The following is a 22902-nucleotide window of genomic DNA, read 5'->3' as shown; positions in this document are numbered from 1 at the left end:
AAACGATGAAAACCATCACAACAATGGTTGAGTTTTAGCCACTGTTATGATGTTTTCTATTCTTGCAACTACTGCCGATGGTTTAATGTCCGAGTTTGTTCTTTCCGACAAAAGTGAGTATTCCGTACTGGGAAGTGTTTCTCCAGCTCTCATTGGTCGTATCATTCCACTTGGCTACGCTCTGCTTACCTCCGCCCTGGTTGTCGTTAATTTGAAGCTCGAAACCGAGAACATTTCCTGTTTTGGGCGTCAGTGAATGTAACTGGATTCGGGCTTCTACGAGATATCCTTTATTTGTTTTCTTCACAGCACTTACAAGGCGTCCAGGTGAGGCACCCCCTGCAAAGGTTCCTACATTGTCTGCACTGATTCTGAACTGGGCATCATCATATTGAAAATACGGTGTGCGCTGGTGATTCTCGTCCAGGAAAATCTCAACCGAATCCTGATCCCATGGGTTGATGCTATCTGTGATGATGTTTGGATCAGTGACGTCGATCAGCAGGTATAGATATTCACCTGACCACATTGCGCGAGCCACTGCCTCTGCACCTTCGCTTTGGTTCAACCGGTTTACTTCAATCGGTGCAGCCTTATTCCATGATGTGTCTTTCTTCCCATCAATCTGAACAATCCCTTGTACAGCTTGTGCAGATTTGGGCATAGGGGCAAGCTGAATCACGCCGTATTTGCTTGTATCCTGTTCCTGAGATTGTGTTCGATCATTCCAGTACAGTGGATTATAAGGTTGTGTCCCACTTGAACCGCCATCAGTCACACGGATATCCAATCCGGCTTCATATTCTGATCCGACTTGGATACCACCCCACGGAATGGACAATTCAACCTGATATCCGGCTTTGGTCTCGCGTACACGATATGAACGCTTCTCCACGCCCTCAGCTTTGCCCGACCGCTTAATGATTACATGTCGGTCATCTACTTCATATGAAGTGGTCTTGCCATTATTGAGATCAACAAAGATATCTACTTTGTCATTCACATCTGCCTTCGCATCCTGAACATCCACGAGGATATACAGGTTACTATGATCCCATAAGGTGCGGAAACTGGCTGATCCCGCAGAGTCACCCTTCAGTGGAGTAGACACCGCTTTGTTCCAGAGCGGATCTTGTGACTGTTTTTTGATATCCGGTTTACCCGAAAGTGAGACGGCTCTCTGTGTCAACACAGGCAAGCTGGATTCATCCACAAGTCCCCAGTATGCTTTTTTGGCCTTAAGGGCTGAATCAAACAGCATAGCCTGGTTGTTGTAAGACTTCTCATCTTGGAGTCCCCATAAGGTAACTGAAGAAATGTGGTCTTTGTGTTTTTTGTACAAATCCAACAGTTCCTTATATCGATACGCCTGCTTTACTGCAACTTCATCGGACATCTCTTCACCAAATGGAATTCCGCTATCCACATCCAGTTCCGTGATCTGAATATCCAATCCAAGTTCGGCGAACATGCTGATCGTTTTTTCAATTTCCTTGATGGGCGGGGATTCCAGGTTATAGTGGGATTGCAAACCCACACCATCGATGAGCCCTTTCTCTTTCAGTCGTTTGACCAACTGATACATATGCTCTCTTTTCTCAGGGATTTCCGTGAAGTATTCGTTGTAATATAATTTGGCATTCGGATCGGCTGCACGAGCGAATTCATAGGTTTTCTCAATATAATCCGGACCAATTAGTTCATAAAAGGGACTTTTACGTAAACCGTTGGCATCACCATTGCTATCCGCAATCGCCTCGTTTACCACATCCCAGGCATAGATCTTACCTTTGTATCGGGTCATGACGGTTTCAACGTAATCCTGAATCCGGGCAAGTAGTAATTCTCGACTCGCAGGGTTACCCTGAGGATCCTTGAACATCCACTCTGCTGCATCAATATGCCACAACAACGCATGTGCGCGTACGCCCATACCATGCTCCTCGGCGAACTGAACATATTGATCGGCTGCCTCGAACTCATAAACACCTTCGGAAGGAGACATGTACTTCGGTTTCATCTCATAGGTTGCGGTCAAGCTGTTAAAGTGCTTTGTGAGCAGTTGTCCGTATGCGCCTTCCAACTGCCAGCGATACACCGCTGCACCAATGGGGAAATCATCTTGATACAGGTCCTTCAGAGACAGAATACCTTCTTCAATCTCCAGTTGCTCGGCCAGAGTAAATGATACATCATCCACATAGAACGATAACGTATCTACGCTATCTTCAGAGATGTAGGGTGTTTCGATGAACAAATTCAATTCAGTGGGATCATCGCTATACTGAAATTTTCCGGTGATCTTGTGCCATGTATTCCATTCTGTTTTGGCAATTTTCACGCTACCGATTGGGTTCCAGCTTTCGGAAGTTGTTTTTTTATATGTGGTGAGCTGTAGTGTTTGATCCGTGGTGGGCTCCTGAGTAAGTCTTACATATGCCGCAATTTCGTACTCTTGGTTACGCTTAAGCAGATCCTTCATGGATAACATCGGTCCATGATAGGAACGCTCACGGTTGGCGACCAGCATGCTGGACTGACCTTCGTGTGCTTCCTGCTGTGTCACTGTCAGCCTTTCGCTACCGACACGTGGAGTCCATCCCTGAAGTGTACCGTCTTCAAAGTTTGTGCTCAAATGACCTCCCTCCACTTCCGTAACTGCTTTGGCTGCATGTGAGACATTCGTAAATGGAAGCATGGCGAGTACCAGCACAAGAACCAAGGCCGTTATATTCCATTGGCCTAACCGTTTCATACAATTCCTCCTCTTAATTTGGTCTAAGTATTTCTGAACGGATTAACATCCAGATAAATAGATTATAGCTCTTTAGACAGCGCTTACATATAACAAATTTACAATAATTACAATAAAATGTTATCACTTGGTAATCTTATGTGGGTTTAGGAAGCTGGAGTTCGTTCGCAAGGGATATCAAAAAACCGCTACATATTTGCAAAAATAAAAGACCGTTTCCCGATAAAATACGAGAAAACGGTCATCGTTAGAAAGTATCTTTTTTCTGTTCACTAACAGGCATATAAACTTTGTTTTATAATCGTCCCTCGTGACCCTGATCCTCCTGCACAATTCGAGCTATGTGAATCATCAAATATAATAATTCCTCGTTTGATATGGAGATATCCAGCATATTCTGCACGTAGGTTTTAATCATCTCCGCGCATTTGTATTCAAGCGGATGCTCCTTCACCATGTGCTGAAATATAAAATCTTTCGCCGAATTGCCCAGACGTCCTTCTTGTAAACGCTGGATGAAGAATTGCAAATGTGTGACAAGTCTCACATAATGGATGGAGTTTTTGTTCAATTGCATATCAAAGGTGTATTGTATCAGGTTAAAAATATCTTTTAACATCTTAACGGATTGCATCGTGCGCTCCATATTCTGCTCATGTGTTTGGGCATTCACGAAATGAAAAGCGATATTCCCTGCTTCTTCTTCCGGTAGTTCAATATCCAATTCTAGATTCAACATATGAACAGCTTCAACCCCCAGTTCGAACTCGACAGGATGAAACCTCTGGATCTCCCATAACATGCGATTCTGTAATGCTACACCTTTTTTCCATCGTTCAATGGCAAATGACAAGTGATCCATAAGCGTAAAGAAGATTTGATCGTCAAGAGACAGCTTTTCTTTTGCATTGGTAATCAGTTTGTTTATGACATTCACATGTTTTTCTGGCATGTTTTCGATGGTTCGTACGTAAGCCTGGGCAGACGGATTATTTTGCAGAATGAATCGTTTCTGGATATGCTCTTCATCGAGTCGCTCGCCGACTTTGCCTTTGAATGCCAACCCTTTTCCCATGACAATCATCTCTTGTCCCTGTTCATCTTTGGTCAGAAGCAAGCTGTTATTTAATATTTTGATTACTCTCATGCATTCATCACGATCCTTTATTCTTTCGTGACCGTCTGATCCGAATTTCCGATACATCTGCCATTCTGTTTAATGACCTCTTGATACCACGAGAAGCTTTTCTTCTTCAAACGCTTCAAGTCTTTCAGATCCTGTTCACCGCGGTTTACATAGATCATTCCATAACGTTTCCCATACCCCTGATGTGTGCTTACCACGTCAATAACGGACCAAGGGCAATAACCAATCACATCTACTCCATCTGTTAGAGCCAGTCTGATCTGTTCCAGATGTTTCTCGATAAAATCAATCCGGTACGTATCGTTAATGGTGTTATCTGCCTCAAGTACATCCGGGGCTCCAATGCCATTTTCCGTAATTAGAATAGGGAGACCATACCGTTCACATACCTTACGCAATGTCAGCCTTAGGCCAACCGGGTCGATGACCCAACCATATTTTGTTTTTTCGGTATAAGGATTCTCCGCCGCCCGGTATACTCCCTGCTCACCAAGCATAATTTGCTGATCCCCTGCACGAGCTGTAACATCCGACGCATCGCCCATACTGGCGGCAATGGTTGCCGTCGAGTAGTAGTTGATTGCTACCAGATCGGGGCGGCCAGACCGGATATCTTCCATGTCACCCTGCTCAATAACCGGCTCGATGCCGCGTTCCTGTAAATAACTCCAGAATAATGGATTATACTGTCCCCACACCGATAAGTCGAGAAAACCCCATCCACGAATCGTCTCCCAGTTATGTGCAGCGATTGCATCTGCTGGTTTGGAAGTTGCCTGGTACATGGAAGTCATGTTTAATGCAGGACCAATCTTGCCTTGCGGGAGCATATCATGAAATAGTCGCATCGTTCTGCCTTGAGCTACAAACATGTGATGATTTTGCTGATACAGTTCCTTACTGGAAGGCAGACGTCCGCCTTTTGGTGTACCAATAGCACCTGGATGGAGAATCATCGTATTTTGCTCATTAATGGTCAACCAATATTTCACTTTATGCCCGTAATGTTCAAACAAGATACGCCCATACTCGACGAAGGCATCGATCGTCCCCCGGTTGTTCCACCCTCCGGTTTTCTCAAGCTCGTAGGGTAAGTCGAAATGGTACATGGTCACAATGGGTTCAATACCATGGAGCAGCAATTCGTCAATTAATTGGTGATAAAAATCGAGTCCCTTCTCATTAACAGCCCCTGTGCCTGAAGGCAAGATTCGAGTCCATGCAATTGAAAAACGATATGCTTTGAGGCCCAGCTCTGCAAAAAGCTTCACGTCTTCTCTGAATCGGTGATAGTGATCGCTCGCAACCGTGAAATCGGCGGTTCCAGCCGGATGATCACACATATCGATGACGGACAGGCCTTTGCCATCTTTGTTCCAGGCTCCCTCCACTTGATAGGCCGAGGTAGACCCTCCCCACAGAAATTCATTGGGGAATGGTTTGATCTGTTGATATAACATCTCAAGCACTCCTTCATTTTAAAAGTTGATCATGATATATGACGGGACCATATTACGGTTGTTACGAAAGGTGGATAATGGTTGCTCCAACCTCCACAGGATTCTGCTTCTCCAGCTTAATATCCGAGAAACGCTCCGAATTGGCGATAATGATCGGGGTTATGACTTCATACCCTTCTGCCTTGATGGCATCGATATCAAAGCGGATCAACAAGTCCCCCCGTTGTACGCGATCCCCTACTTTAATGGAAGAGTCAAAATGTCTCCCCTTTAGGTTGACGGTATCCACTCCAATATGAATGAGCACCTCTTCTCCATCATAACCGTTTAATTTGACCGCATGTTTGGAGTCCATGAAAGCCGTAACTTCACCTGCGATTGGTGCATACAGTTCTCCTTTGGAAGGAATAATGGCAGCACCCTTACCCAGTAATCCCAAAGAGAAGACATCGTCTGGTACACGGTCTAGATGGACTAATTCCCCTTGCATCGGGCTGGCGATCGTAAGTGGGCGTAATTCATTTTGGCTCGGTACATTAACATTTGTTATTGTAGAAGACTGTGTGCTTGGGCTGTTGTCTTGAACAGGCTGCCCGGAAAGTGTCTTGTCATCGTTAACGTTGGTATTTCCTTCTTCTTCATCGTCCACTGGATCTTCAAAACCAATGATCCATGTCAGAGCAAAGGTAACGATAAAAGCGATCAGACAAGTCACAATGGCATGAACGATGTTCATCGGATTGCTGCCAATGAATGCAGGTAACGCGGCAAGCCCTGGAGACACGAAGGCATAACGTACTAATCCGGTCAGACCAGCGTATATCCCTGCTACACCACCACCGATCATTGCGGCAATTAAGGGTTTCTTCAGTTTCAGCGTTACACCGTACAAGGATGGTTCCGTGATACCCAGCACAGCGGTGAAACCGGATGAAGCAGCGAGCTGTTTCAGTTTTTTGTTTTTTGTTTTCAATGCTACAGCAAGGGTGGCCCCACCTTGAGCAATATTGGACGCGAGCATTCCGGGACCGTTGATCATTTCATATCCATTTTTGGTCAGTTGGCTAGTTGCAATCGGCGTCATGGCCCATGCGGTACCTGTTACGATCAGGAATGGTTGCAAAGTTCCCATTAACAAAGGGATCAGCCAACTGGCTCTGGCATTAATCGCTTCTGCACCCATCGCAACCAGATCATTCAGGTACGTTCCGAAAGGCCCAATCGCCACCAATGCAAGTGGTGCTGTAATCAATAGTACAATCATTGGTTTCGTGAAAAATTTGATCATTGAGGGCGATACCCGATCCGCGAAACGTTCAATATAAGACATGAGCCAAACGACGATAATAATCGGCAACACGGAGCCCGCGTAATCGGTTAGTCGAACTGGCACACCGATGAAAAACACGTCTTTTCCTTCCGCCATCAGGGCGCTCCATCCCGGGTGTAACAACACGCCGGCAACTGTCATCGCCAGAATGGGACTAGTTTCAAATTTAATGGAAGCTCCATAAGCCAGCAGAATAGGCATGAAATAAAAAGCCGCGTCCGCAATGGTATTAAGGATATAGTAGTTTTGGCTTTCCGTCGTTACGAGGCCTGTCAGCACAAGTACGGCTAATATGGCTTTGATCATACCCGCGCCAATGATTGCCGGAATTACCGGAGTAAATGTTGTTGAGATCACGCTGATGAATCTGGAGATCCAGCTCTGTTTTTGTTTTGGTCCGTTATTTTTGCCAGAATCCGATTTGGATTCCGCACTTCGGGTAGCTGAACCCATCTGCTGAGTGATAACTCGGTAGACCTGCTGCACCTCATTGCCCACAACGACCTGGTATTGTCCACCATTGTTCACAACAGTAATGACACCTGGAAGTGCTTTGAGTTTTTCTGTCTCCGCTTTGGAGATGTCGTGCAGTTCGAACCGAAGTCGAGTTGCGCAGTGCGTAAGCCGAGCGATATTATCCTTCTTCCCAACCAATTCCGTTATCTCTTGTCCCAGCTTGCGATAATCCATACCAATGCCTCATTTCTGAATTTGGATATAAAAAAGACCAAAACGATATGCCTTCCCCTACTCACATAAGGAAAATGCAAAATCATTTTGGTCATGCCTGCTTTACCAGTAACAGCCAAACACTGCTAATATTCAATTCGTTATCGATGTAAACGTTTACTGGATCATAATATCACACAATAAATTAGTTAGCAATCACTTTATTCGACATTTTTCTGCAACATATTTACACCCATGTTATATCAGCACATATTGAAAAAAATCCTACATTAGCTACTATAAAAAAAGCGAATTGAATTTACACCACATTAAATCTAAATGACAGGATGGTGCTAAAAGGTGTCGGTCGTTATATCAACAGATGATTTAGAACTTTCTTGTCCTCATTGTAATGGCGAAAAGCAAGTTAATGAGGAGGACCAAATGGTGCCTTGTCCAAAATGTGAAGGTAAGGGCGTAATTCTAACTACATTAGGACAAACATTACTTCACTTCATAAAAAAACATACTTAAAATAAGTAGAAAGAGACCGTAACTATTATAGTGCGGTCTCTTTCTGTCTTTATCCAATTTATAAACGGTGAAAATGTATCCAATGTACAATCAGGACGTGGTACGCTTGCTTTTCCTTGTTGGATTTAATAAAACATAATATCTTTTGGGCAAATTCTGTTGTCTTTTTTACTATCTAGCTGACAAGCTTATGACCAAATTAGCGGCCTTTTATAGGCTTTCACCCATTCCCCTGCTCAATTGCCTACATACAATACATTAGACTAATGAACAGGAGTGATGTGATATGACATTTTTACCTCCTTTTGGACCTGGTGGAGGGTTTGGCGGACCTGGGGGTCCCGGAGGACCAGGAGGACCCGGCGGATTTCCTGGTCCGCCATCGTTCCCCGGGGGTGGAGGCGGCGGACCACAAGGCGTGCAGGCACCTACAGGGCCGCCACCATCATTCATTCCACAGCAACCCGCTTCGTTATATGCGGTAGATCCAAGAGCCATATCCGGCTGCCTGTTTCGTTACACATATATTTGGCCGGATCGTGGTCCCGGCTTCTGGATGTACCCGGTATTTGTAGGTAGAAATTCGGTGGCTGGCTTCCGTTGGAATGGCTTCTTCTGGCTATACACCGGCATTGATCTGCAGCGAATCAGCTCGTTTAGCTGTTTCTAGAAGTAAATCCCCCTGTATGCGGATTAATCCACATACAGGGGGATTTAGATTTATGGAATATTCACCTTGTCTAAAGCAACTTAATCAGCTTTTCTAGCTCATCAACCAAACTCTTTGCAAGTTCAAAATTAGTATCTTTTAAAGCCAATTCAATTTTCATTTCAACAGACTTTTTCTTTTGTTCATTTTCTAGATAGTTTTCATTAAAATGACTCGTATAAATCATCTGTCTGAATTCTTCTATACTCATTTTACTAATCGTTTTGTCCTCGATAATCAAAACATAATCCATACCATTTACAACCGAATAGAAATCATGAGAAATCATGATAATCGCACCTTTGTAGTCTTCAATGGCTTTCTCCAATGCGATTTGTGTATAGATGTCCAGATGGCTTGTCGGTTCATCTAGGAGCAATACGTTGGCTTGACTGGCAGAAACTTTAGCCAATTGAAGCATGTTTTTTTCTCCACCAGATAAAGATTCAATCTTTTGATCAAGGATTTCTCCTTCAAAGCCATAGTTTGGAAGATATGATCTAATTTCATCATACGTTTGAAAGCCGGAATCAATGAATTCATTTAGTATGGTATTCGAATCTTTTAACATTTCGCCTTGAACCTGAGATAAATAGGCCACTTTAACATCGGTATTTATTTCAATGGAATCCTGATTGTTTTTAAAGATTTCTCGAAGTAATGTCGTTTTCCCGGTACCGTTAGGACCGATCAGGGCTACTTTATCTGTTGATTTGATCTCAAAGTTCACATTTTCCAAAAGCAACTCGTCAAAGGAAACGTTATAGTTATTGACGTTAACCACAACGGTATCTTCCATTTCCTTATCAATCCCAAAACGGATATTCGGCTGTTTGATATCGACAAAGGGTTCTTTTATTCGACGTGCTTCCAATCTCTCTTGAAACTTGACTCTGGCTTTTAACGCTCTTCCTCTGGAGGCTTCCGAATTATACGTGGCGATCTCTCTAAGATTGTCGATGATGTGATCGTATCTCTCAATCTCCTCAGCTTCAGCAACTGCGATTTCTTGCAGTTCGATCTTAGACTGAAGCAGTGAGAAGTTATAATCGATATATCGCCCGTCAAACTCTTGGAGCTCTGTGTTTTCAAGGTGTATGATTTTGTTGAAACAATGGTTCAACAGATACCGGTTGTGCGTAACGACCAGCAGCATTCCCTTGTGGGTGTTAATCAATTTTTTTAGCGCGTTCAGGTTTTCAAAGTCTAAAAATACATCGGGTTCGTCCATAATCATGAAGTCGGGACGATTCAGCATTTCCTTCATCACTTGAATAAGTTTGAATTCCCCGCCGCTTACGGCTGATATACTAAGATCTTTGAGCTTCATGAGGTTGGCAAGGTTTAATTGTTTATTGATGTTTTTTTCGAAATTATCCCCATCCATCGCTTCGAAGGCATCCAAAGCCAATTGAAGCTTTTCCATCAGGGAATCCATATCCGATGTGGTGGCCATCTCCGCATAAATTGCTGTAATTTCATCTTGTATCTTGATGAATTCTTCTGCGATATATTCAAAAACGGTCATTTCTTTTGTTTTATCTACTTGCAAAAACTGACTCACATACCCGATTCTGCAATCGGGGTCTATCTCTAACTTGCCCTCGAACAAATATCGTTCCGGATCCATCAGGATATCGATCAATGTACTTTTTCCACTGCCGCTTGTTCCGATAAAAGCACAATGTTGTGCCTCTTCAAACGTAAATGAAATGTTTTTATATAGTTCCTTTTGTGGAAATGAGAAGGATAGGTTTTCAACTTTTATCATAGTGTTACCTTTCTTTACAACTAAATTGGTGGCTAATATTAAATATATTGTCGAACACAGACTTTTAGAGTAACACTGTTTACCACCAAGTACAATCGATTTTTAGCACTTACCCTCACTTTGAAACTCTAATACGTTCTATAGAATGATGGCTAGTGGACGGTGGTTTCTTCGTAAAACACTACTGACATACTGTTGTCAGTAGTGTATTTGTATAGTTGGAGTAAGCAATTGTAAAGGAGTAGAAGTAAATGCGAAGTGTTTTTGGTCCAAAATGTATTACTTATTATAGGAAGGATGATATCTCGTGAATTTTGCTTCTTTGCGTATCATTACTGATGACGTGGATCGTCTCGTCGAGTTCTATGAGAAAATCACGGGTGTTTCGGCGGAACGCCCTGCACCTGTCTTTGCCGAACTCGTTATGCCATCGTGCACTCTAGCGATCGGCCACTCCCAGACGGTGCAACTATTTGGCGCTGGTTCCGCTGTGGCAGCCAACAATCGTACTGTCATTATTGAGTTCCACGTCCACGATGTTGATGCCGAATACGAGCGCTTGAAGCCGTTTGTCGATGAGTGGGTAAAGGAACCTACCACAATGCCGTGGGGGAATCGTGCTGTGCTGTTTCGCGATCCTGACGGTAATCTGGTTAATCTCTTCACGCCGGTGACCGAGGAAGCAATCCAACGGTTCAGTGGTAGGCTATAAAGGACAGTTGAAATGAGCTCACCAGAGGGAGGCATGCTTTCTAACGATCTCAATAAATGCTTCTACTTGGGGAGAGATCCACTTGTTTTTGGGATACAGCAACTGTGTAGCTAGATTTTGTTTGTACTGCTGACCTGAAAGTTTTTCCTCCTTCAGCTCCTTCTCTACCGTAATTCGAGGTAACAAGGATATACCCATACCGCTCAATATCGACTGTTTCACAGCTTCAATACTCCAGAATTCAATATTGGAAGTAATCCCAATCTGATACTCTTCAATGCATTGTTCAAATAATGTGCGATAACAGCAACCTCTTTCGGTAAAAAGTAAATTGCTTCGTACGATGTCGCGTTGTAGCTCAAATGAATTGGGGTACAACAGCATCATGGGCTCCTCAGCCAATTTCTCACTGTACAGATTGGGATCATGCACCTCTGTCCCCAACATGAAGGAAATATCACTTTTACCTTGCATCAAATTCTCTTTATAATGTACGGAATCTAATTGGTGCCACTCGATATTGACATGAGGATGCAATTTTTTGAATTCCTCAATAATAGGTGGAAAACGATAAATCAACAACGTTTCCCCAATACTGATCACGATATTACCCGTTAATTCCCCTTGTGCAGCAGTCACTTCCTTAATCATGTGATACAGGTCAAGCATTTTTTGGGCATGTGGCAACAATTTTTTCCCAGTCTCCGTTAAAATAACCCGCTTACCAATTCGATCAAATAAAGGGTAGTTAATCTCCTCTTCTAACGCCTTAATATGCAATGTAATTGTAGATTGCGCGTATCCAAGATGTTCAGCAGCTTTGGTAAATCCCTCGTGTTCCACAATTGTAATAAATGTGACCAAATGACGTATTTCCATCATTGGCTCCCTTCTTTTTAACATCATTAAAACTGATCGTTTACATATAAACTATCAATTTAACTAATGGAAAGCAATCGTTTATATTCAATGTAGCTCATTAAGAGCCCATTTCATTTTTAATCTCAATCGTTTATGGAAGGGAGTAATCACTATGCAAACAGCAGCAACGTCATCCATCTTGATTAATGGATATCGAATCGCTTATGAGCAATACGGAGAAGGCTCTCCCATATGGCTCCTTCACGGAACACCCTCTTATAGCTATGAATGGAGAAAAGTAATACCCGCTCTGGTTCAAAAAGGATACAAAGTCTACGTTCATGACCTTCTGGGATATGGAGCATCCGAAAGACCACTCGAAGCAGATACTTCTGTGGCAGCACAATATACGCTGTTCAGTCAGCTTTTAGACGAACTTGGAATGGATCGTTTACATGTCGCAGCCCACGATCTAGGTGGAATTGTTGGCCTCCAACTGGCTCAGGAACAACCTGAGCGTGTACAATCGCTTACGTTACTCAACATGCCCAGCTATGATTCGTGGCCCTCACCAACCTGGAAGAAAATTATTGAAGAACAGCTTGAACAGGTTGAACAAATGCCCCGTGCTGATTTTGATACCATGCTAAAGAAACAATTACCCATGGCAGTGTATAATAAAGAGCTTATGACTGGCGATACACTGGATGCATATCTGGAACCTCATGCAGGTTCATTGGGCAAAGCCTCTTTTTTCTCCCATCAGGTAGCTCACTATAATGCAAAATATACTGAATCCTATGGAACAGATTTACCCAAGCTGAAGGTTCCCGTTCAAATTTTATGGGGGGAAGAAGATGAATGGCAGCCCCTCGCTTATGCAAAGAGGCTTGTCCAGGATATTCCCCATGCCTGCCTGCATGTCATTCCCAAAGCAGGTCATTTCGTTATGGAAGATGAACCTGGGCAATGTTCCGATTATATCGACCGTTTCTGCAATGAGCATCCATGAGTATATTTGTATATTGAACAGAATGTCTTAGAGAAAAATTAAGCGTTCCACTGGCATAAAGCTGGTGGAGCTTTTTTTGGTTAATGACAACGTTTCTTGATGCAAGACGTAACTTCTACATTCGGGTTGAGTGCACTGGTACTACAAATGATCATATTCTCCTACGTATATGTATATACAAATTTAGTGTTAGTCTTCATTTCCCCCTTCAATATTACGATAAATAGTATGGGGTTATACGAATAACCATATTTACTTTATTACATCCAAGGGGGAACCGTACGTGAGACAGACTCGCAAAAAAAAGATGGATTTAAGGTTCAAACTGTATTTGATTATTCTGGTTCCGCTACTGGCCATGGGCGGTCTAATCATATGGGCCACCATCGACTCCAGTGAAAATGCATCATTAATGACCATGCAGCATAACAATCAGCAGCTGGCTGTGAATACCGCCTCTCAACTAGGTCAGGAGTCGGAATTAATTAAGACATTATCTTCTACTGCTTCAGAGGAGAGCAACGAATATAAAAGTCTTAGGGACGAACTCGTTAAAGTTAGGCTTCAATCGGGAGCCTTGTATGTTTATATGTATAACAAAACTTCGGACGGGTGGATTTACACCGTGGATGGAGCGGATTGGAATGATACAGAGTATAGTCCTTACGGCACTGCAATGGAATTCAATCCCCAGATTCAAGAACGCTTGTTACGTGGTGAAGTCGTCACAACAGGCATTGTAGATGATCCAACCTGGGGACAGCTATTGTCCTCCTTTACACCAATCAAGGATTCGCAAGGTACTGTCATTGGCTATCTGGGCATTGATATTTCTGCTGAAGCAGTGAGTCAAGTCTCCGCGACATCTGTGAATAATGCTTATCGGACCATAATCCCGATTTTTGTGGTTGTACTGATTCTTTCTTTGGTCATGATGTTATTCGTAGTACGAGGTATTCTTAGACAAGTACGCGATATTAAGTCAAGTCTCGAGCAGGTTGCTGATGGGAATCTTACAGTCGTATCCACACATATGTCCAATGATCAACTCGGTGACATTAGTGATTTGATTAACATCATGGTTGCCCAATTGACGAACATTCTGATGGGAATACAGCAAGGATCAAATACATTACAGCAGTCATCAAAAGATATTTCGGAAACCGCTCAGACAAACCAGCGTCAGAGCGAAGAACTTTCCAGAGCGATTGAGGAGATTGCCATAGGTTCAATGAAACAGGCTGAAGAGACAGAACACTCCGTCCAGCATTCAGAGAATCTGGGCAAAATAATGGATGAAGTAGGTTCATATGTGAAACAGTTTACTTATACTTCAGAGCAGCTATCTTCTGTTCAAGTACAAGTTACACGTGAACATGAGGTTCTACTTGAGAAGGGCAGAGAGAATGCCAAGCGTGTTGAGCATCAACAGGATATTTCCAGGTCTCTGACGACTCAATCCGAACTCGCTTCCTCTATTAGCGGTCAAATTCACAACATTTTAAAACAAACTCAAATTCTATCCCTGAATGCTTCAATTGAAGCTGCCCGAGCTGGAGAAGCGGGTAAAGGCTTTGCAGTCGTTGCTGGGGAAATGGGACAGCTCGCTCAACAATCCGAACGTTCGATCCAGGAGATTGATGAGATCCTGGGTTCATTTGTTCAAGAGATACATCGGATGGGCAGTCATTTTGATGCAAATATGGTAGCTGTTAAAGAACAGGAGAAACAGATCGCTGATTGTCTCCAGGCATTTGGACAGGTTAGCCGCTTATCGACCGAAGTGCATGAGTTGGCTCAGAGTTTAGACAGCCGGACGATGGACATGCACTCTATTCGTCAGGAGTTGGAACAGAATCTCAGTTATATTGCTTCCGCAACCGAGGAAACTTCAGCCATGGCCGAAGAAGTCACGGCTAGTGCTGTGGAGCAGCAGCGATCGGCAAACGAACTGTCGAACATCTCCGGGGAACTCGCTGGTCTTGCAGGCAACCTCAAATCATATTCCGATCAATTTCAGATCGAAGTCACTAAATAATTTCCCAATCTCATTAAGGGTGTTGTTAGATGACAATTTAGAATCGCCGCCGGAAACGTAACTTTCTTGGAGCGTTAATTTTTCGGAGGACTCAGGGTTCTGATCAGCAGCTTCCACCAACGAATTAGGAGATTCGTCACGTTGACTTAATAATGATTCCTCATTTATAATTCGAACATTAAGAGCCTGCCAGACATGACTTACCATGGATGCCTGGGATATCGATCTGTAAACAAACTCAAACTCAACAGTGAAAGATGTGAATGCATTATGGTTAAAGAGAAATTATATTACGGTAAAGATATCGAGGTTATGTTTAACTCGGATGTTTGCATTCATTCCGGTATTTGTGTAAAGGGCCTTCCTGCTGTTTTTGATTTAAGCAAGCGTCCTTGGGTTGATCCTGATGGTGACACTTCGGAGGCCATTGCCCGGCATATTGACACATGTCCAAGCGGAGCATTGACGTATAAGCTTCTGGACGGTGAATATTCAACAAAGAAAGAGGATGAACATGCATAACGTAGAACATGAACCTGCCAATAAAAGATTCCTTATTCAAGATAACGGTGACATTGCTGCGGTGATGACCTATGTAATCTCGAGTCCAGAGCTATACATAATTGATCACACTTTGGTAGAAAATGCTTACCGAGGACAAGGGCTTGGCGATGAACTTATCAAAGCTATGGTGGAATACGCGCGGGAAAACGGTATTAAGATTTTACCTCTATGTCCGTTTGCCAAGGGACGTTTCGAACGTATTTCCGAATACGCGGATGTTCTCCATCAATAAAACGAATATTCGCAGCTAATTTTCATGTGGTTATACAACAATAAAAGGCGTCTATATCATTTTCTGAATGATATAGGCGCCTTTTTCTTTTTACGTATCCTACTTTACTTTACTATATCGCTTAATCCAACAATAGTTTCAAACGGTCGCAACACCAGTGGCAGCAAGCCATTCTCATAGTTGGTAAGCCAGATCTCTGAGAAGTTGAGGCCAAGCTCATCTTCCTCAAGCTCCACCATGTGTTCAGAAAGATTGATTACTACCAGCACCTGTTGATCTGCCAGTGTACGTGTATATGCATATACACTCGGATGATCCGGCATATGAAGCTCATAGATCCCATAAGTCAGCGTATCGTGCTCTTTTCGCAGCTGAATCATTTCTTTATAAAATTGAAGAATAGAACGTGGTTCCTGGAGTTGTTTCTCTACATTAATATTAATGTAATTGTCATTCACCTTCAGCCATGGTGTTCCACTGGTAAACCCGGCCTCTTTGGCCGAAGACCACTGCATCGGTGTTCTGGAGTTATCGCGACTCGAAGCCCAGATGATGTTCATGATCTCCTCATGCGACATCCCCTCTTCGCGTTTGATCTGATATAAATTCCGATCGGCTATGTCGTTATAATCCGCTATGGATGGGTAAGCCACGTTTGTCATGCCTATCTCTTGCCCCTGATATATGAAAGGTGTGCCTTGCATGAAAAAGTACATGGCTCCAAGTGCTGTGGCACTTTCATACCAATACTCCGTATCATTTCCCCAAGATGAAACTTTGCGAGGCTGATCGTGATTTTCAATAAATAAAGCATTCCAGCCGACGCCTTCCAGTGATTTTTGCCACTTGGTCAAGACGTTTTTCAGTTTGGGAACATCCAGTTGCCTGTCTGTACTGTTTTTCCAAAGGTCCAGGTGTTCGAATTGAAAGACCATATTAAATTTCCCTCTGACTTCACAGATCCAATCCAGCAGATCTTCTTGGTCCTCTACCTTAACTCCATTTGCTTCCCCAACAGTCACGACGTCATATCTGGATAATGTGTTCTCTTTCATTTCTTGCAGATAACTCTGGATTCCCTTCACATTCATATGCTTTTCAAAAGAGGAGATGTATTTGACGCCTTCTCGGATTGGCATATCCAAGAGGCCCTCTTCTTTGTGAATATGGCTGATTGCATCCACACGGAAACCATCAATCCCTTTATCCAGCCACCAATTCATCATTTCATATATGGATTTCCGAACTTCTTTATTTGCCCAATTCAAATCCGGTTGTTTTTTGGAGAACAGATGGAGATAGTACTGTCCGGAGACTTCATCATATTCCCAAGCAGAACCGCCAAAGATGCTCTCCCAGTTGTTCGGTTCGTCCCCATTCTTCCCATCTCTCCAGATGTACCAATCCCGTTTGGGGTTATCCAGCGAAGCTCTGGATTCAATAAACCACGGGTGTTCGTCACTTGTATGATTGATCACCAAGTCCATAATGAGTTTCATGCCGCGAAGATGAACTTCATACAGTAATTGATCAAATTCCGCCATCGTGCCGAATTCATCCATAATGGAACAGTAATCGCTGATGTCATAAACATTATCGTCGTTAGGTGACTTATACATCGGACAGATCCATATCAGATCAATACCGAGATCTTGAATATAATCCAGTTTAGATATGATCCCCTGGATGTCACCAACCCCATCTCCGTTGGAATCCATAAAACTTCTCGGATAGATTTGATAAGCTACTGCTTCTTTCCACCATACTCTTTTCATTGAATACAATCCTTCTTTCTTGAGAACTGAACATTATATAACGTATTATGCTTTAATCATGGATAAGGTACATCTTGGCTTCATATGGACGTAATTCGCTCTCCGAGAGTTCACCTGTATAGTTAGTTATCAAAAGCCGATGGGACCCTGTCAATTGCTCCTGAAGGGGAAGTTCAGTCGTATATCCCTGGAAATTGCATACCACAAGAATTGTCGTACCGTTCAGCGTTCGGGTATATGCAAACACGTCTGGGTTCTCTGGAAAGATCAGCTCATAATCACCATATACAATGACTTCATGATCTTTTCGTAATTGAATTAACTTCCGGTAATAATGGAATATGGATTCGGGATTATTCAAACTTTCCTCGGCATGGATCTGCTTATAATTTGGATTCACCGTAATCCAAGGTTCCCCTTGTGTAAAACCCGCGTTATCTGAAGTATCCCATTGCATAGGTGTGCGTGCATTATCACGTCCCTTGGCGTAGATCGACTCCATCACGCTTTGTTCAGGATAACCTTTCCCCATTCTTTCCTTATAAAAGTTGAGTAATTCAATATCCCGATAATCCTCGATCGCATATTGAACATTCGTCATACCCAGCTCTTCACCTTGATATATGTAAGGCGTACCTTGCATGCCATGAAGAAGGGTAGCCAACATTTTAGCTGATTCAACTCTGAATTCTCCATCATTTCCCCAACGTGATACGATTCGAGGCAAGTCATGGTTATTCCAGAACAGACTGTTCCAAGCATCACCCTTGAGCTCCGTTTGCCACTTGGACAGCACTTTTTTTAATGCCATCACATCCAAAGGTTTAAGATCCCACTTTCCTTTGCCTTCTTGTTCATCCAAACTGATGTGTTCAAATTGGAATACCATTGAAAATTCACTGCCGTCTGGGTTGCTATACAGTTTGGCGATTTCCGGAGTGGCGCCCCATGTTTCTCCAACCGTAAGCAGGTCTTCTGTTTTTTGAAACGTCTCCTTGCTCAGTTCCCTGATGTATTTATGCAGATTAGGTCCGTTTCCCGTAATTTTCAAATCCGGTTCTTTACCAATTAAGTCGATCACGTCAAGTCGAAAACCACCCACACCCTTGTCGATCCACCAATTGATCATGTTGTATATCTCCTGCCGGACTTTGGGGTTTTCCCAATTGAGATCAGGCTGTTTTACGGAAAAAAGATGCAAATAATATTGCCCGATCTCAGGCACCCATTCCCAGGCTGAACCACTGAAGGTAGACCCCAAGTCGTTCGGAGGCGTTCCTTCAACACCATCTCTCCAGACGTAGTAGTCATGGTAAGGATTGTCTTTACCTTTTTTGGCTTCTAGAAACCAGGGATGTTCATCCGAGGTATGGTTCAACACCAAATCCATGATGATCCGAATGTCTCGTTTCTTGGCTTCAAGAATTAACGTTTCCATATCTTCCAAAGACCCAAACATCGGATCGATGTCCTGATAATCTGAAATATCATATCCGTAATCATCTTGAGGAGACTTGCAGACAGGTGATAACCAGATCGCACCAATGCCGAGTTGCTGCAAATAATCCAATCGAGACACAATGCCCTCCAAGTCTCCGATTCCATCACCGTTTCGATCTTGAAAGCTGCGTGGATATATTTGATATACAACAGTTTCTTTCCACCATTTTTTATTTTCCATGTTCCATTCAACCTTTCTAAGGCTATTCTTTGACCGATCCTACGACAATGCCAGTCACAAAGTATTTTTGCAGCAAGGGATAAATCAGCAATAGCGGGATAACAGCAACTACGATTTTGGCTGCGTTCAGGTTTTTGTTCGAAATTTCAGTCAGGTTGCTGAGTTCACTGGAATTGGTGCCAGCTTGAAGCAAATCGGCAATATTCACGTTAAGGGACTGAATATAGGTCATTAGCGGGTAATTGCTAACTTTGGTCATATAGATCAAACCACTGAAGAAGTCATTCCATGTACCCACGATACTGAACAAGGCGACTGTCGCCAGCGCAGGAATGGACACAGGGACATACACTTTGAACAAGACCTGAATGGGATTTGCTCCATCGATGAATGCTGCTTCTTCAAGCGCCTTAGGTACAGCGGAGAAGAAATTCATCACGAGAATGACACTGAATATGGGGACAGCGCCTGGCAGAACGAGTGCCCATATCGTATTCAGCATGTCCAGGTTTTTGATCAGCAGGTAACTCGGAATCATGCCTCCGCTAAACAACATGGCAAAAATCATGATATTCATATAAATGTTTCTGCCTTTGAAATCCCTCTTCGATTTGGATAGCGGATAAGCCATTAAAATAATCAAAATCATGTTAAGCACAAGAGTAAGCGCGACACGTAGAACAGATATGCCAAAGGAACGCCAGAACTGTGCATCATCAATAATTTTGGTATAAGCCGCTGTTGTAAAATTGACCGGAACGAGACCTACTGCATTTGCGGATACCGCCTCGCTGCTGCTGAATGAAATGGCGACGATATTCCATAACGGAAGAAGGCAGACCAATGCCAGCACGATGACGATGGCATAGATGACAAACCGGCCAATTCGATCTTTGAAGTTTGCAGAATAGGACACAGGTTTGGCCTCCTTAGAATATTTTTCGATCCGTATATTTTTTGGCTAACTGGTTGGCAGACAAGAGCAAAACAATGCCGATTACGGACTTGAACAAACCAACAGCTGTACCGAAGCTATACTGTCGCCCAACAAGACCGATCCGATAGACATAAGTATCCAGAATGTCGCCTGACTCATAGACAACCGGGTTATACAGATTATAGACTTGATCGAAACCGGCGCTCAGAATGTTGGTCAAGCTCATTACGCCCATGAGCAGAATAATAGGCAGCATGCCTGGCAATGTAATATGCCATACTTTTCTCCACCAACTGGCTCCATCCATTCCTGCCGCTTCATACAGACCGGGATCAATGGACGTAATGGCAGCCAGATAGACGATGGAACTGTAACCAAATTCTTTCCATACATCAGTTCCTATAATCAGTGGCTGGAACCAGGTGTTACTGCCAAGGAAATTAATATTTTCGAGGCCAAAAAATGCCAACATTTGATTCACAATACCATCCAGACTGAACATGTTGACAACGACGGATGCCAGAACAACCCAGGATAGAAAGTGTGGCAGATAAACAATCGTCTGCACGGATTTTTTAACGTATTTGATACGAATTTCATTTAATAAAACGGAAAAAATGATGGCCATCATCGTTCCGAGCAGAATCTTGCCAATCGCAATCACCAACGTATTGCTGACGACCTGCGCGATATCCGGCAGCTTGAACATATACATAAAATGCTTCAAGCCTACAAATTCAGAGCCGAACATGCCCTTGGCCGGTATATAATCCTGAAACGCTGTAATGATACCGACCATTGGAACATAGCTGAATACAAGCAAAAATAAAATGCCCGGAATCATCATCATATGGTACATGGCACCTGGGCCGAGCCGCCCTCGCGCTTTCAAATTCCCCTGTTTCATGGATGAACCCCTTTCGTTGAAGAAAGGCTGCGTATCGCAGCCCTTCCACTTTTCATGGATATTATTGTTTCGATGCGATCTCGTCTTCAATTTCCTGAATGACTTGATCACCACCCTGTTTCTTCCAGTTGCTCACGAATGTATCGAAGTAATCGAGCGATTCTGAACCCGTTATGATTTTGATAAACGATTCCTGTTCCAACTTCGTCAGATTGGCCCACGTCTGTTTCATGCTTGGTGTAGTGCCAGAGAAAGCAGGTGTCATCCATACAAATTTGCTTTCTTGTGTCAGTTTGTCGATTAGTCCCACTCCGTTGATCCGCGAATGATATTTTGACCAAGCAGTCACATCATCCGTATCCATGTCGCTCAAATAGGTTTTGATGCTTCCGATATTGTTCTTCGATTCGGTAGTGCGAACCTCATCCAGGGAAATCTCTCCTTTGATTCCTCGAACAACATCAGAGTAATCATCCAGCAGCGATGTAGCCGAGTTGACTTCGATATTAAAAGGTCTCGTAGATCCGTCTACCCCGGTCTCCTGATATTTGGCAGCTTCCGGCATGGTTGTTGCGGCATCTTTATCATTGGCCAGTTTATCGTAGAACAGGTTTACAATCTTAACGGCCAGTTCAGGGTGTTCATAACCCTTTCTCACCACGATAAACTGATTGGATGGATTGGCATGCGCCACGTTGACCTTGCCGTCTGCATCTTCCAGCGTATAAGCCGAGAATTTCGCATTTTTATCCATCTGTTTTGCACTGATCAGTCCCCAGTCAGGGATATGCCACGGTCCAAAGGCAATACCGCTTTGGCCATTGGCGTAGAGTGCGGTAATATCATCAAACGTGCGGGTTCCGAATTGCGGGTCGATAATACCATTCTTGAACCAATCCGCCATGGTACCCAGCATTTTCTTCGTTTCTTCTGTTGTGGAACCATACACGATTTTGCCGTCTTCACCATTCATCCAATATTGCGGGAAGGCTCCCTCGGTTGAGGCCACACCCAGCATCGTATAAGCAGAGCCATTATAATCTGTTGTATTCATCGTGTTCACAAATGGAATACCTACCGGGTTCCCGGATTGACCAGGATCTCTTTTCAGGAATTCCAGTGCTGTTTGCTCCACCTCATTCAGCGAAATGGCGCCGTCTCCATCTGCATCAAGTTGAATCCCCAGCAGATCCAGCCAATCTTGACGGACCCAAACCATCGTTGGTGCGGAATCCAGGGAAGTCGCCGGAAGTCCCATCAAACGTCCATCAATCGTTGCATTGTCTAATGCTCGGCCGTCGTAGGAATCGTACATTTGCTTGATATTATCCGTGGCATATTGATCGTAAATGGATGTCAGATCCTCAATCAGGTCGTTATCCACCAGCTCTTTCAGTTCATCTTTGGAATCAACACGCATCATGTCAGGCAATTCCCCGGATGCGATGGCAAGCGATACTTGACGACTATAATCTTCACCATTGGCTTCAAATTGATCTGTAATCTGAGCGTTAAACGTGTCTTTGACCAGCCGAGTATATGCGTTGTTCTCATAGGTATCACCAGTCGGCAGTTTTGGGTTGGCTGTGGTTACCCGTCCCATGGTTACGGTAATTTCGTCTTTATAGGCACTGAACGGATCTCCAGGCGTTACCTCATATTTGCCTGCTTCCTCTGCAGTAGGAGGATTGGAAGTGCCTCCGCATGCCGCTAGGGCTGCAACCATCAAGGCGGACATGGACAGCACGGCCAGACGCTTTGTCACCCGTTTGCTTTTCATAGACCATTTTGTTCTCATCTAGTTCGAT

At 43.5% G+C, this 22902-nt stretch carries 18 protein-coding genes; 7 read left to right on the top strand and 11 right to left on the bottom strand.

Going from position 1 to position 22902, the window contains the following annotated elements:
* Window positions 1-82: 82 nt before the first annotated feature.
* The 4 genes from CXK86_RS12855 to CXK86_RS12840 all read right to left on the bottom strand — a co-directional run bounded on the left by CXK86_RS12855 (window position 83) and on the right by CXK86_RS12840 (window position 7382).
* Window positions 83-2755 (bottom strand): endo-1,4-beta-xylanase, encoded by a 2673-nt coding sequence (locus CXK86_RS12855; RefSeq protein ID WP_076253186.1) that lies wholly within the window; start codon window positions 2753-2755, stop codon window positions 83-85.
* A 295-nt stretch (window positions 2756-3050) separates the two neighbouring features.
* Window positions 3051-3902 (bottom strand): PRD domain-containing protein, encoded by an 852-nt coding sequence (locus tag CXK86_RS12850; protein WP_076253218.1) that lies wholly within the window; start codon window positions 3900-3902, stop codon window positions 3051-3053.
* A 17-nt stretch (window positions 3903-3919) separates the two neighbouring features.
* On the bottom strand, window positions 3920-5362 hold the full coding sequence (locus tag CXK86_RS12845) for a glycoside hydrolase family 1 protein (RefSeq protein WP_076253185.1): 1443 nt from the start codon (window positions 5360-5362) through the stop codon (window positions 3920-3922).
* Window positions 5363-5423: 61 nt separating this feature from the next.
* Entirely contained in the window at window positions 5424-7382 is a 1959-nt protein-coding gene (locus CXK86_RS12840) for a beta-glucoside-specific PTS transporter subunit IIABC (RefSeq protein WP_076253184.1), read from the bottom strand.
* Window positions 7383-7721: 339 nt separating this feature from the next.
* On the opposite strand from CXK86_RS12840, the gene CXK86_RS12835 reads away from it, so the two are divergent.
* Together CXK86_RS12835 and CXK86_RS32055 are read left to right on the top strand one after the other, a co-directional pair.
* Window positions 7722-7895: a tryptophan RNA-binding attenuation protein gene (locus CXK86_RS12835; RefSeq protein WP_076253183.1), complete on the top strand. Its 174-nt coding sequence runs from the start codon at window positions 7722-7724 to the stop codon at window positions 7893-7895.
* A 286-nt stretch (window positions 7896-8181) separates the two neighbouring features.
* On the top strand, window positions 8182-8565 hold the full coding sequence (locus CXK86_RS32055) for a hypothetical protein (protein ID WP_047843165.1): 384 nt from the start codon (window positions 8182-8184) through the stop codon (window positions 8563-8565).
* Window positions 8566-8635: 70 nt separating this feature from the next.
* On the opposite strand, the gene CXK86_RS12820 is transcribed toward CXK86_RS32055, so the two are convergent.
* Window positions 8636-10375 (bottom strand): ABC-F family ATP-binding cassette domain-containing protein, encoded by a 1740-nt coding sequence (locus CXK86_RS12820; protein ID WP_076253182.1) that lies wholly within the window; start codon window positions 10373-10375, stop codon window positions 8636-8638.
* 307 nt (window positions 10376-10682) lie between these two features.
* Between CXK86_RS12820 and CXK86_RS12815 the strand changes: the two genes are divergently transcribed.
* The gene (locus CXK86_RS12815) at window positions 10683-11087 is read left to right on the top strand and encodes a VOC family protein (RefSeq protein ID WP_076253181.1); all 405 of its coding nucleotides are present in this window, start codon (window positions 10683-10685) and stop codon (window positions 11085-11087) included.
* An 18-nt stretch (window positions 11088-11105) separates the two neighbouring features.
* Here CXK86_RS12815 and CXK86_RS12810 read toward each other — a convergent pair whose 3' ends face one another.
* Window positions 11106-11966 carry a LysR family transcriptional regulator gene (locus CXK86_RS12810; protein WP_257467836.1) on the bottom strand — a complete coding sequence of 287 codons (861 nt, stop codon included), beginning with the start codon at window positions 11964-11966 and terminating at the stop codon, window positions 11106-11108.
* A 154-nt stretch (window positions 11967-12120) separates the two neighbouring features.
* On the opposite strand from CXK86_RS12810, the gene CXK86_RS12805 reads away from it, so the two are divergent.
* From CXK86_RS12805 to CXK86_RS12790, 4 genes are all read left to right on the top strand, one after another.
* Window positions 12121-12960, top strand: a complete 840-nt coding sequence (locus CXK86_RS12805; RefSeq protein ID WP_076253179.1) for an alpha/beta fold hydrolase — start codon at window positions 12121-12123, stop codon at window positions 12958-12960.
* Window positions 12961-13243: 283 nt separating this feature from the next.
* Entirely contained in the window at window positions 13244-14998 is a 1755-nt protein-coding gene (locus CXK86_RS12800; protein ID WP_076253178.1) for a methyl-accepting chemotaxis protein, read from the top strand.
* A 270-nt stretch (window positions 14999-15268) separates the two neighbouring features.
* Complete coding sequence (locus CXK86_RS12795) at window positions 15269-15520, top strand: (4Fe-4S)-binding protein (protein ID WP_036616061.1); 252 nt, start codon at window positions 15269-15271, stop codon at window positions 15518-15520.
* Window positions 15513-15794 carry a GNAT family N-acetyltransferase gene (locus CXK86_RS12790; RefSeq protein WP_036615433.1) on the top strand — a complete coding sequence of 94 codons (282 nt, stop codon included), beginning with the start codon at window positions 15513-15515 and terminating at the stop codon, window positions 15792-15794. The genes CXK86_RS12795 and CXK86_RS12790 overlap by 8 nt, the downstream gene beginning before the upstream one ends.
* Before the next feature lie 104 nt (window positions 15795-15898).
* Here CXK86_RS12790 and CXK86_RS12785 read toward each other — a convergent pair whose 3' ends face one another.
* The 5 genes from CXK86_RS12785 to CXK86_RS12765 all read right to left on the bottom strand — a co-directional run bounded on the left by CXK86_RS12785 (window position 15899) and on the right by CXK86_RS12765 (window position 22892).
* Window positions 15899-17569, bottom strand: a complete 1671-nt coding sequence (locus CXK86_RS12785) for a glycoside hydrolase family 13 protein (protein ID WP_076253177.1) — start codon at window positions 17567-17569, stop codon at window positions 15899-15901.
* A 52-nt stretch (window positions 17570-17621) separates the two neighbouring features.
* Window positions 17622-19250 (bottom strand): glycoside hydrolase family 13 protein, encoded by a 1629-nt coding sequence (locus CXK86_RS12780; protein WP_076253176.1) that lies wholly within the window; start codon window positions 19248-19250, stop codon window positions 17622-17624.
* A 22-nt stretch (window positions 19251-19272) separates the two neighbouring features.
* Window positions 19273-20166 (bottom strand): carbohydrate ABC transporter permease, encoded by an 894-nt coding sequence (locus tag CXK86_RS12775; RefSeq protein WP_076253175.1) that lies wholly within the window; start codon window positions 20164-20166, stop codon window positions 19273-19275.
* A 13-nt stretch (window positions 20167-20179) separates the two neighbouring features.
* On the bottom strand, window positions 20180-21094 hold the full coding sequence (locus CXK86_RS12770) for an ABC transporter permease (RefSeq protein ID WP_076253174.1): 915 nt from the start codon (window positions 21092-21094) through the stop codon (window positions 20180-20182).
* Window positions 21095-21155: 61 nt separating this feature from the next.
* Window positions 21156-22892, bottom strand: a complete 1737-nt coding sequence (locus tag CXK86_RS12765; RefSeq protein ID WP_076253173.1) for a type 2 periplasmic-binding domain-containing protein — start codon at window positions 22890-22892, stop codon at window positions 21156-21158.
* Window positions 22893-22902 lie beyond the last annotated feature (10 nt).

The organism is Paenibacillus sp. BGI2013, from assembly GCF_002843485.1.
In the GTDB taxonomy this organism is placed as follows: domain Bacteria; phylum Bacillota; class Bacilli; order Paenibacillales; family Paenibacillaceae; genus Paenibacillus; species Paenibacillus amylolyticus.
This window is presented reverse-complemented; position numbering and strand designations above follow the sequence as displayed.

What these genes read in the sequence shown, in the direction of transcription:
- CXK86_RS12770 (WP_076253174.1), bottom strand. Translation starts at nt 21,094, where the DNA reads ATGAAACAGGGGAATTTGAAAGCGCGAGGGCGGCTCGGCCCAGGTGCC.
- CXK86_RS32055 (WP_047843165.1), top strand. Translation starts at nt 8,182, where the DNA reads ATGACATTTTTACCTCCTTTTGGACCTGGTGGAGGGTTTGGCGGACCT.
- CXK86_RS12850 (WP_076253218.1), bottom strand. Translation starts at nt 3,902, where the DNA reads ATGAGAGTAATCAAAATATTAAATAACAGCTTGCTTCTGACCAAAGAT.
- CXK86_RS12845 (WP_076253185.1), bottom strand. Translation starts at nt 5,362, where the DNA reads ATGTTATATCAACAGATCAAACCATTCCCCAATGAATTTCTGTGGGGA.
- CXK86_RS12780 (WP_076253176.1), bottom strand. Translation starts at nt 19,250, where the DNA reads ATGGAAAATAAAAAATGGTGGAAAGAAACTGTTGTATATCAAATATAT.
- CXK86_RS12820 (WP_076253182.1), bottom strand. Translation starts at nt 10,375, where the DNA reads ATGATAAAAGTTGAAAACCTATCCTTCTCATTTCCACAAAAGGAACTA.
- CXK86_RS12790 (WP_036615433.1), top strand. Translation starts at nt 15,513, where the DNA reads ATGCATAACGTAGAACATGAACCTGCCAATAAAAGATTCCTTATTCAA.
- CXK86_RS12855 (WP_076253186.1), bottom strand. Translation starts at nt 2,755, where the DNA reads ATGAAACGGTTAGGCCAATGGAATATAACGGCCTTGGTTCTTGTGCTG.
- CXK86_RS12810 (WP_257467836.1), bottom strand. Translation starts at nt 11,966, where the DNA reads ATGGAAATACGTCATTTGGTCACATTTATTACAATTGTGGAACACGAG.
- CXK86_RS12805 (WP_076253179.1), top strand. Translation starts at nt 12,121, where the DNA reads ATGCAAACAGCAGCAACGTCATCCATCTTGATTAATGGATATCGAATC.
- CXK86_RS12795 (WP_036616061.1), top strand. Translation starts at nt 15,269, where the DNA reads ATGGTTAAAGAGAAATTATATTACGGTAAAGATATCGAGGTTATGTTT.
- CXK86_RS12765 (WP_076253173.1), bottom strand. Translation starts at nt 22,892, where the DNA reads ATGAGAACAAAATGGTCTATGAAAAGCAAACGGGTGACAAAGCGTCTG.
- CXK86_RS12785 (WP_076253177.1), bottom strand. Translation starts at nt 17,569, where the DNA reads ATGAAAAGAGTATGGTGGAAAGAAGCAGTAGCTTATCAAATCTATCCG.
- CXK86_RS12840 (WP_076253184.1), bottom strand. Translation starts at nt 7,382, where the DNA reads ATGGATTATCGCAAGCTGGGACAAGAGATAACGGAATTGGTTGGGAAG.